Genomic DNA, 9055 nt, shown 5'->3' with positions numbered 1-9055 from the left:
CACGATATCCTGCTGATCGCCGACGAAGTGGTCACCGGCTTCGGCCGTCTCGGCACCATGTTCGGCTCCGTCCACTACGGCATCGAGCCCGACATCATCACCATCGCCAAGGGTTTGACCTCGGCCTATGCTCCACTGTCGGGCTCGATCATCTCCGACAAGGTGTGGAAGGTCCTCGAACAGGGCACCGACGAGAATGGCCCGATAGGCCATGGCTGGACCTACTCCGCGCACCCGATCGGCGCGGCGGCGGGCGTTGCCAACCTGCAGCTACTCGACAAGCTGAACCTTGTCTCCAATGCCGGCGAGACCGGCGCCTATCTCAACAAGGCCATGTCCGACGCGCTCGGCGACCACGCCAATGTCGGCCAGATTCGCGGCGAAGGCATGCTCTGCGCCGTCGAATTCGTCGAGGACCGCGACAGCCGCACCTTCTTCGATCCGTCAAAGAAGATCGGACCGTCGGTGTCTGCCGCCATGCTCAAGCGCGGCGTTATTGCCCGCGCCATGCCGCAGGGCGATATCATCGGCTACGCACCGCCCTTCTGCCTGACGCGTGAGGAAGCCGACACCATCGTTTCGGCCACAGTGGACGCGGTAAAGGAAGTGCTCGGCTAAGCATCGTCGCAGTCTGAAAAGCGAAAGCGCGGGATCGCAAGGCCCCGCGCTCGGCTACTACACCGCCACCGGCGCGGCGATCGCCGAGTGGGGATCGTAGTCGGTTACCTCGAAGTCCTCGATCCGATAGCCGTCGATTGAGGCCGGGCGGCGGAGAAGGCTCAGCTTGGGGAACGGGCGCGGTTTGCGGGCGATCAGTTGCTGGGCCATGTCGAGATGGTTCAGGTAGAGGTGATAGTCGCCCGCCATCCAGATCAGTTCGCCGGGGGCCATGTCGACCTGCTGCGCCACCATGGAAAGCAGCGCCGCCGAGGCCGCGCAGTTGAAGGGCGCGCCGAGGCCGACATCGAGGCTTCGCTGGAACAGCAGCATGGAAAGTTTCAACTTGGGCTCGCCCGGCCCGGCGCTTTTGTTCTCGGATGTATGGAACTGATAGGTCATATGGCAGGGCGGCAGCGCCATCTGGTCCAGCTCGCCGACATTCCAGGCGTGGAACAGCATGCGCCGGCTTGCCGGATTGGTTTTCAGCGTCTCGATGACGGTCGCGATCTGGTCGTGTTCCTTGCCGTTGGCATCGAGCCAGCGCCGCCACTGCTTGCCGTAAACGGGGCCGAGATCGCCCCACTCAAGCGCAAATGCGTCATCGGCAAGGATACGCTCCTCGAAGGCTTCCTGCGAGATCTGCTCGCCTGACGCCTTGCGGTATTTCTCCAGCGGCCAGTCGGTCCAGATGCGGACGTTTTCCTTCAGGAGCGACTGGATATTGGTCTGGCCGGTCAGGAACCACAGCATCTCCTTGATCGCGGTCTTCCAGTAGACGCGCTTGGTCGTGAACGCCGGAAACGTGCCGTCGGAGATATCGAAGCGCATCATCGCGCCGAAGGCGGAAAGCGTGCCGACGCCGGTGCGGTCTATCCGGCGGTCGCCTTTTTCCAAAAGGTGCTCGAGCAGGTCGAGATATTGGTATTCGGGATGACGCGCCATGCGAAGCTCCTTGGAATCGTGCCGCAAGTCTGGAGATAGCGCGCCGCCAAGGCAAGATATCGGCGCTGAATTCGCCCGGTTGCCCACCGGAATGCGGCGGCAGCAGGCCCGGGACCGGAATTTCTCTGTCCCCGCCCCTTTCCAGAAGCTTTTGAAACACTTATATCAGGTCTGCCGGCTTGACCGGCTATGGTGATAAACGGCAATGCAATAAGCTCATTGGACCCGGGGGCGGTACCCGGCGCCTCCACCATGATCAGGCGGAAAGGCCTGATTTTGATGGGGGCGAAACAGGATCGACAAGAGTGTAAAGATTGACCTTTTACCCGGCATGATACCACCGTTATCGGGTCAAACGAGTAGTTGCAAATGACAACAAAGCTCAGGGTTACGCTGTAGCTGCCTAATGGCGGTTCCAGAAACCCAAATCAAGTCCTTGCGGGTAGCACCGTAAGGCGGGGTCCGGAGGCACCTGGCAACAGAAGCCTCCACCTGATTTTGAACAAAATCCCCTATAATGATTGCGATTTCCGAAAAGCCGACTTATGGCTGTGGGGAACGCAGCAACCGGGCGAGAGGCAGGAAGATTTGATGGGGCAGGACCATATTCGCTACGACGTTTTGGCGCAGGATGCATTGCGGGGCATGATCCGCAAGGTTCTGGCCGAAGTGGCCGCAACAGGCCACCTGCCCGGCGAACATCATTTCTTCATCACCTTCCTGACCGGCGCGCCGGGCGTGAAAATCTCGCCGGCGCTGAAGGAAAAATACGCCCAGCAGATGACCATCGTCATCCAGCACCAGTTCTGGGACCTGAAGGTGACCGACGCGCTGTTCGAGATCGGCCTGTCCTTCTCCGACGTGCCGGAACGCCTCGTCATTCCCTTCAATGCCATCGTCGGCTTCTACGATCCTTCGGTGAACTTCGAGCTTGAATTTGACGTCGCGACCCTCGATGTTGAAGAGGAGACGCCGACCGATCCGCCGATGAATGACGGCGATGACGGCCCCGGCGGCGATGACGGCGCGTCCGTGGTCTCGCTCGACGCCTTCCGCAAGAAGCACTGAACGTTCGATGTGCGCCGAGATCGTCAATCTGCGGCAGCAGCGCAAACGCAACGAACGCCGCAAGTCCGAGCAGAAAGCCGCTGAAAATCGCGCGCTTCACGGCCTCACCAAGGGCGAGAAGCAGCGTGAGAAGCTGGAGCGCGACAAGGCGCAGCGCCAGTTCGACCAAGGGCGGCGCGAGCGCGGCGGCGACGAGGCGTGATCCGCAAGCACTCCGTCAGCCTTCACGGCCACCGCACCAGCTTTTCCCTGGAAGATGCATTTTATGCTGAACTGACCCGGATCGCGGACAACCGCGATCTCAGCCTCGCGTCCCTTATCGCTGAAATTGATGACGCGCGGGATGGCGAGATCAACCTCTCATCCGCCATCCGGCTTTTCGTGCTTGCCGAGATAAAGGCGGGACGCTGAAACCAAGCCCCTGCCCAAAGCGCCGTCAGACCTCGCCGTAAAACGCCCGGTGATAGGCGACTTTGCCCGTTGGAACGTGACCGTCGAAATCGAGCGCCATGAAATGGTCCGGCGGAGCCCCCTCCAGCGTCAGCGCCGGCTCGTGGCGGAAGCCGAAGCGCTGGTAGAAACCGGGCGCACCCAGCACCACCACGCCGCGCGCACCTTCGTCCTTCAAAAGCTCCAGCCCGCCGAGCACCAGCGAGGTGCCGATCTCGCGGCGCTGGCATGCCGGATCGACGGCGAGCGGTCCAAGACCGAACCAGCCGTCTGTCCCATCCGAGATGCCGACCGGCGAGAACGCGATATGGCCGACGGGCCGCCCCTCCTCCTCCGCCACCAGCGCCAGCGACAGGGCGCCCGCCTTGCGCAGCCTGCGGATGATGTCGGCCTCGCTGCCATCGCTGTACGGCATTCCGGCAAAGGCGACCGCCACGAGCCTGTAGATCGCGGCGACGTCGTCTTGACGTTCCCGACGGACGATCATTCCACGGTCACCGCCTTGGCGAGGTTGCGCGGTTGGTCGGCATCCGTGCCCATGAATACCGCGGTATGATAGGCCAGTAACTGGATCGGCAGCGAGAACACCATCGGCGCGATGAATTCCGGCATGTCCGGCAGCACGATGGTCTGCATGGTCTTGAGCTCCGAGGCCTTCGCGCCGCTCTCGTCGGTGATGAACACGATCTTGCCGTCGCGGGCAGCGACTTCCTGCATGTTGGACACCGTCTTTTCGAAGAACCGGTCATGGGGCGCGATCACGATCACCGGCATATTTTCGTCGATCAGCGCGATCGGCCCGTGCTTCAGCTCGCCTGCGGCATAGCCCTCGGCGTGGATATAGGTGATTTCCTTGAGCTTGAGCGCGCCTTCCAGTGCCAGCGGATAGCTGGTGCCGCGACCGAGATAGAGAACGTGATGGAAATGCGAGAGTTCGCGGGAGAGCTTTTCGATCTGCGGCTGCACGGCATGCAGCACCTGGCTCATCAGTCGCGGCACTTCCGAAAGCGCGTGCACCAGTTCCTTTTCGCCCTCCGGCGAAAGCGTGCCGCGTTCGCGCCCGGCGCGCAGCGCGAGCGACGCCATCAGCGCAAGCTGGCAGGTGAAGGCCTTGGTGGAAGCGACCGAAATTTCCGGCCCCGCCAGGATCGGGAACACCGCATCGGCCTCGCGCGCGATGGTCGAGCCGGTAACATTGACGAGCGCGCCGGTCTTAGCGCCCTGCTCCTTGCAGTACCGAAGCGAGGCCAGCGTATCGGCGGTTTCGCCGGACTGCGAGATGAACAGCGCAAGCGTGTCATCCGAAATCGGCAATTCGCGATAGCGGAACTCCGAGGCGACGTCGATCTCCACCGGCAGGCGGGCATAGCGCTCGATCCAGTATTTGCCGATCAGGCCGGAAAGATAGGCCGTACCGCAGGCGGCGATGGTGAGACGGGAGATTTTCGAGAAATCGATCCCGTCATCGGCGACCGCCGATCTTTCCGCCGCGAAATCGCAGTAACGGCCGAGCGTATGCGAGATCACCTCCGGCTGATCGAAAATCTCCTTTTCCATGAAGTGGCGGTGATTGCCTTTGTCGATCAGCATCGCGGACAATTGCAGCGGCTGGCGCTGGCGGCGCACCGGTTCGCCGGCAAAATCGCAGAACACCGCGCCGTCGCGATCAATGATCGCCATATCGCCGTCTTCCAGATAGGAAATCCCGGTCGCAAGCGGCGCAAGCGCGATCGCATCGGAACCGACATACATCTCGTCCTCGCCGTGACCAATGGCGAGCGGCGGGCCGTAGCGCGCGACGAACAGCGTATCCGGCCGATCCTTGAAAAGGATGACCAGCGCGAACGCGCCACTGACCCTCTGCAGCATGGCCAGCACCGCATCGCGCGGGGCCATGCCGTTGCTGCGGTAATCGTCCAGGAGCCGGGCAACCACTTCGGTGTCGGTATCGCTCGAAAAACTCACGCCCTTGGCCGTCAGCTCGGCACGAAGTTCCGCGAAATTCTCGATGATGCCGTTGTGAACGACGGCGACATCGCCGGCGATATGGGGATGGGCATTGGCCTCGTTGGGAACGCCATGCGTGGCCCAGCGGGTATGGGCGATGCCGGTGACGCCGTCGACCGGATCATCGGCCAGGCAGATCCGCAGGTTTTCGAGCTTTCCCGGCGCGCGGCGGCGCACCAGTTCGCCCTCCTCGATCACGGCAATGCCTGCCGAATCATAGCCGCGATATTCAAGCCGCTTCAAAGCATCGACAAGACGACCGGCCACCGGCCGAACGCCAACGATCCCCACTATTCCGCACATATGGTCACTTGCCCCCGTCCTTCTTGCGCGCCGCCTTGATGGCCAGCGAGCGGGCGCGCAGCAATTCGGCACGCCCTTCCTTGTTTTCCTGGCGTCCGCGCGCGAGCGCAAGCGCATTGTCCGGCACATCGCGGGTAACCACGCTGCCGGACCCGACATAGGCATGGTCGCCGATGCGCACGGGCGCCACCAGCGACGAATTGGAGCCGATGAAACTGTCCGCCCCGATCTCCGTCCTGAACTTGTTGACCCCGTCATAATTGCAGGTGATCGTTCCGGCACCAATATTGGCGCGCGCGCCGACGCTGGCATCGCCGATATAGGTCAGGTGGTTGACCTTGGCGCCCACGCCGATATCGCCGTTCTTCACCTCGCAGAAATTGCCGACCTTGGCATCCTCGTGCAGCACAGCGCCCGGCCTCAGCCGCGCGAATGGCCCGACCTTGCTGCCGGGTGCGATCTTTGCGCCCTCGATATGACTATAGGCGTGGATCGTGACATTGTCCGCAATCTCGACGCCGGGGCCGAAGAAAACATTGGGCTCAATCACGCAATCGGGACCGATGATGGTGTCGTGGCAGAGGAAGACGGTCTCAGGCGCGATCATCGTGACGCCGTCAAGCATCAATTCATGGCGACGGCGGGCCTGCCAGATGCGCTCCAGTTCGGCGAGTTCGGCGCGGTTGTTGCAGCCCAGCACTTCCTCGGCATCGGCCATCACCACGCCGGCGCGCCCGCCCTTCGCCAGCGCCGCCTCCACGATATCGGTCAGGTAGTATTCGCCCTTGGCATTGTCATTGCCGATCGCGTCGAGCAGTTCGAGCGCGCGCCTCCCGTTGAACGCCATCAGCCCGCTGTTGCAGAGCGTGACCTTGCGCTCTTCGTCGCTGGCGTCCTTTTCCTCACGGATGGCATAGAGCGCGCCGTCGCGGGTCAGGAGCCGGCCGTAACCTGTCGGGGTCTCGGTTTCGAAGCCGATAACGACGACATCGTCGCCCTCTTCGAGCGCCGCCCGCGCCTTGGCAAGCGTCTCACCCGTCACCAGCGGCGTGTCGCCATAGGTCACGATCACGTCGTCATAGCCGCGTTCAAGCGCCGCGCGAGCGGCAAGAACGGCGTGGGCAGTGCCAAGCCGTTCGCGCTGCTCATAGGTCTCCAGCGCCACGCCCGGCAACGCGCATGCGTCCGCCACCCGGTCGCCATCGCGGCCGACAACCAGCGCCACCGCATCCACGCCGGAACGGGAAACAGTGTCCACCACATGCGCCGCCATCGCGCGGCCGGCCACCTCGTGCAGCATCTTGGTCCTGGCCGATTTCATCCGCGTTCCATCGCCCGCCGCCAGAACGATTGCCAGTGCGCTGCGTGACATGAAATCCCCTTCCGCTTCCTACCGTTTGAGCCGCTATCGCTTGTAGCCGAATCCTGACCGAGACCTATTCAAAAAATGTGAATAATTTTTATGTGCAGAGCCGCCATGCGACACATTTTTCGCCGCGCGCCGCTCCTGCCCTGCGACGAACACCGCCACGTCCTGGAGCCGTCTTGACCCAGGTCAATGAAGCACGAGAGGCATTGAACTCTAATAGCGGCAGAACGGTCGGGCAGAAGGCCGAGCTACTGCACCCGGGAAACAGTTGTGAACAAGCATATGCTGGTCAAAAACCTGGCGCCGTTCTCGGCGCTCTCATCGACACATGGCACGATTTCAGGGCTCTGCGATGCGCTGGAGGCGGTGGCCGATTCGCTGCCCGGCAATATCGACCGGCACAGTTGCCAATGTCTGTCCGAGACCTTGATGCCACTCCTGAAGCTCGCCCAGCAACGCGAGGAAAGACAGGTGTTTCCGCCATTGCGCCGCAAAGGTGGGGCACCGGCCATGTTCGACCGGCTTCATCAGGAGCATTTCGAGGATCTGTGCTTCGCCGAGGAGGCAAGCGAGGCGCTGGGACGGCTCGCCCGTGGTGAAGAGGTCAATACCGAGGCAACCGGCTATCTGCTGCGCGGCCTTTTCACCACGCTGCGTCGGCATATCGTGTTCGAGAAGGACTTTCTCGAAAGTCTTCAGGCCACGAAGTAGCCCACGGTCGCAGAAAGCCGCTATCCCCGTTTCCGGCGGTTCCAGCGGTCGTGATACCAGAGCCACTGCTCGGGATATTCCCGTACCCAGCTTTCAACCTTATCGTTCAGCACCTGCGCCGTCGCCGGTATGTCGATCGCGCCTTTTTCATTGCGCGGCAGCGTGATTTCGTCTTCCAGCACCAGACGGAACCGGTTGTTCGGCAGGCGGATGCAGCGCGCGGGATAGATCGCGCAGTCGAACTGGCGCGCGAGCTTTCCGAGCAGCGGATTGGTCTGCACGTCCTGCCCGAAAAACGACGAGTGCGTGCCGCGCTTGAACTTCTGGTCCACCAGCACGCCGACGCCGCCGCCCTGTTCCAGCGTTCCCGCCAGCGCGAAGGCCGACCCGGCATGGGACGGCACCAGATCGCCCATGCGCTTGCGCCGGAAACGGAAAACCTTCTTGGCGATATAGGGGTTGTTCGGCGGACGGAACAGCACCGAGACATGGAGGTTGAAGGACGCGGCGGCGACCGGCAGAAGCTCGAAATTGCCGGTATGGGCGGTAAAGACGATGAACGGCCGATCGCGATCTAGCAGCGTCACAAACCGCTCCACGCCCTCCACTTCAATCCGGCCATGGCTGTCGGCCTCCGGATCGAAATCGAAAAGCTCATCGAGAAACACATATTCCGCGGCCAGCCGGCCGATATGGCCCCAGCTCGCGATCGCGATGCGCTCGATCTCGGCTTCATCCTTCTCAGGAAACGCCTTCCGCAGGTTTTCGAGAATCAGCTTGTGGCGGCCGGTATGGGGGCCGATCTTGCGCATCACCCAATCGGCAAAGCGGATCGAACCGTCGGCCGGAAACAGCTTGAGAACCGAAAGCAGCGCGAAAATCAGATAGGCCACCAGCCATTGCTGGAACTGGCGGGCTTTCAGAACGACGCGGGTTATGAAGGATTTCAACGGATCGGGCCCATATTAGAACTTTGCGGCGCAAATGCCGCGCGTCCGTCTTTTATCGGCGAAAGTCGCTGAAGCCAAGTCGCGATCAATCCTCGATCCTGAGCACGATCTTGCCGAACACCTGGCGGCTTTCCATGCGCTCCAGCGCCTTGTCGATGCCGTCGAAGTCGACCAGCGTGTCGATCACCGGATGCACCACGCCCTGCGCCATCTTCTGCATGGCGTTGGCCATGTTCTCCATCCGGCAGCCGAACGAGCCGAGCAGTTTGAGCTGCTGCTGGAACAGCATCATCAGGTTGATATTGGTGGAGACGCCCGAGGTCGAGCCGCAAGTGACCAGCCGGCCGCCGCGCTTCATCGCCAGCATCGAGCCCGCCCATGTATCGGCGCCGACATGTTCGAACACGACATCGACGCCCTTCTTCTTCGTGAGCTTGCGCACCACGCCCTCGAACCGGTCCTCGCGATAGTTGATGACGTGGTCGGCCCCGAGTTCGCGGGCCTTTTCCATCTTGTCTTCCGAGCCCACCGTGGTGATCACGGTGCAGCCCGTCTTCTTGGCAAGCTGGATCGCCGCCGAGCCGATGCCGGAGCC

General features: G+C 62.2%; 11 protein-coding genes and 1 other RNA gene. 6 read left to right on the top strand and 6 right to left on the bottom strand.

Translation table 11 applies throughout. The features are described 5' to 3' along the window. Window positions 1–618: aminotransferase class III-fold pyridoxal phosphate-dependent enzyme (locus B4E36_RS01225; protein ID WP_345899877.1), on the top strand; the 618-nt coding region annotated here is incomplete at its 5' end. 57 nt (window positions 619–675) lie between these two features. On the opposite strand, the gene thyA is transcribed toward B4E36_RS01225, so the two are convergent. After that, window positions 676–1602: a thymidylate synthase gene (gene thyA / locus B4E36_RS01220; RefSeq protein ID WP_292056742.1), complete on the bottom strand. Its 927-nt coding sequence runs from the start codon at window positions 1600–1602 to the stop codon at window positions 676–678. A 134-nt stretch (window positions 1603–1736) separates the two neighbouring features. Between thyA and ssrA the strand changes: the two genes are divergently transcribed. The 4 genes from ssrA to B4E36_RS01200 all read left to right on the top strand — a co-directional run bounded on the left by ssrA (window position 1737) and on the right by B4E36_RS01200 (window position 3081). Then, window positions 1737–2095, top strand: a transfer-messenger RNA (tmRNA) gene (gene ssrA, locus B4E36_RS01215). Between the two features lie 98 nt (window positions 2096–2193). Then, the gene (locus B4E36_RS01210) at window positions 2194–2670 is read left to right on the top strand and encodes an SspB family protein (RefSeq protein ID WP_292056739.1); all 477 of its coding nucleotides are present in this window, start codon (window positions 2194–2196) and stop codon (window positions 2668–2670) included. Window positions 2671–2677: 7 nt separating this feature from the next. Next, window positions 2678–2872 (top strand): DUF4169 family protein, encoded by a 195-nt coding sequence (locus B4E36_RS01205; RefSeq protein WP_292056737.1) that lies wholly within the window; start codon window positions 2678–2680, stop codon window positions 2870–2872. After that, window positions 2869–3081 carry a ribbon-helix-helix domain-containing protein gene (locus B4E36_RS01200; protein ID WP_292056734.1) on the top strand — a complete coding sequence of 71 codons (213 nt, stop codon included), beginning with the start codon at window positions 2869–2871 and terminating at the stop codon, window positions 3079–3081. Before B4E36_RS01205 ends, B4E36_RS01200 begins: the two co-directional genes overlap by 4 nt. A 25-nt stretch (window positions 3082–3106) precedes the next feature. On the opposite strand, the gene B4E36_RS01195 is transcribed toward B4E36_RS01200, so the two are convergent. The 3 genes from B4E36_RS01195 to glmU are packed head-to-tail and all read right to left on the bottom strand — an operon-like array spanning window position 3107 to window position 6802. Beyond that, window positions 3107–3607, bottom strand: coding sequence for a GNAT family N-acetyltransferase (locus tag B4E36_RS01195; protein WP_292056731.1), 501 nt, complete (start codon window positions 3605–3607; stop codon window positions 3107–3109). After that, window positions 3604–5430, bottom strand: a complete 1827-nt coding sequence (glmS, locus tag B4E36_RS01190; RefSeq protein WP_345899876.1) for a glutamine--fructose-6-phosphate transaminase (isomerizing) — start codon at window positions 5428–5430, stop codon at window positions 3604–3606. Before glmS ends, B4E36_RS01195 begins: the two co-directional genes overlap by 4 nt. A 4-nt stretch (window positions 5431–5434) precedes the next feature. Next, window positions 5435–6802 carry a bifunctional UDP-N-acetylglucosamine diphosphorylase/glucosamine-1-phosphate N-acetyltransferase GlmU gene (gene glmU / locus B4E36_RS01185; protein ID WP_292056727.1) on the bottom strand — a complete coding sequence of 456 codons (1368 nt, stop codon included), beginning with the start codon at window positions 6800–6802 and terminating at the stop codon, window positions 5435–5437. A 267-nt stretch (window positions 6803–7069) separates the two neighbouring features. Between glmU and B4E36_RS01180 the strand changes: the two genes are divergently transcribed. Continuing rightward, the gene (locus tag B4E36_RS01180; RefSeq protein WP_292056725.1) at window positions 7070–7510 is read left to right on the top strand and encodes a hemerythrin domain-containing protein; all 441 of its coding nucleotides are present in this window, start codon (window positions 7070–7072) and stop codon (window positions 7508–7510) included. A gap of 20 nt (window positions 7511–7530) precedes the next feature. On the opposite strand, the gene B4E36_RS01175 is transcribed toward B4E36_RS01180, so the two are convergent. Both B4E36_RS01175 and B4E36_RS01170 read right to left on the bottom strand, forming a co-directional pair. Continuing rightward, window positions 7531–8460, bottom strand: coding sequence for a lipid A biosynthesis lauroyl acyltransferase (locus B4E36_RS01175; RefSeq protein WP_292056723.1), 930 nt, complete (start codon window positions 8458–8460; stop codon window positions 7531–7533). A gap of 85 nt (window positions 8461–8545) precedes the next feature. Then, a partial coding sequence (locus B4E36_RS01170; protein WP_345899875.1) for a zinc-binding dehydrogenase occupies window positions 8546–9055 on the bottom strand: 510 nt, incomplete at its 5' end.

The sequence above is a fragment of the Martelella sp. UBA3392 genome (assembly GCF_002358775.1).
Classification (GTDB): Bacteria; Pseudomonadota; Alphaproteobacteria; order Rhizobiales; family Rhizobiaceae; genus Martelella; species Martelella mediterranea.
Note: the sequence above shows the minus strand (reverse complement) of the source record. Positions and strands in the feature narration are given on the sequence as shown.

Excerpts from the sequence above, each read along its gene's own strand:
- thyA (WP_292056742.1), bottom strand. The coding sequence starts at position 1,602 with ATGGCGCGTCATCCCGAATACCAATATCTCGACCTGCTCGAGCACCTT.
- B4E36_RS01210 (WP_292056739.1), top strand. The coding sequence starts at position 2,194 with ATGGGGCAGGACCATATTCGCTACGACGTTTTGGCGCAGGATGCATTG.
- B4E36_RS01205 (WP_292056737.1), top strand. The coding sequence starts at position 2,678 with ATGTGCGCCGAGATCGTCAATCTGCGGCAGCAGCGCAAACGCAACGAA.
- B4E36_RS01195 (WP_292056731.1), bottom strand. The coding sequence starts at position 3,607 with ATGATCGTCCGTCGGGAACGTCAAGACGACGTCGCCGCGATCTACAGG.
- glmS (WP_345899876.1), bottom strand. The coding sequence starts at position 5,430 with ATGTGCGGAATAGTGGGGATCGTTGGCGTTCGGCCGGTGGCCGGTCGT.
- glmU (WP_292056727.1), bottom strand. The coding sequence starts at position 6,802 with ATGTCACGCAGCGCACTGGCAATCGTTCTGGCGGCGGGCGATGGAACG.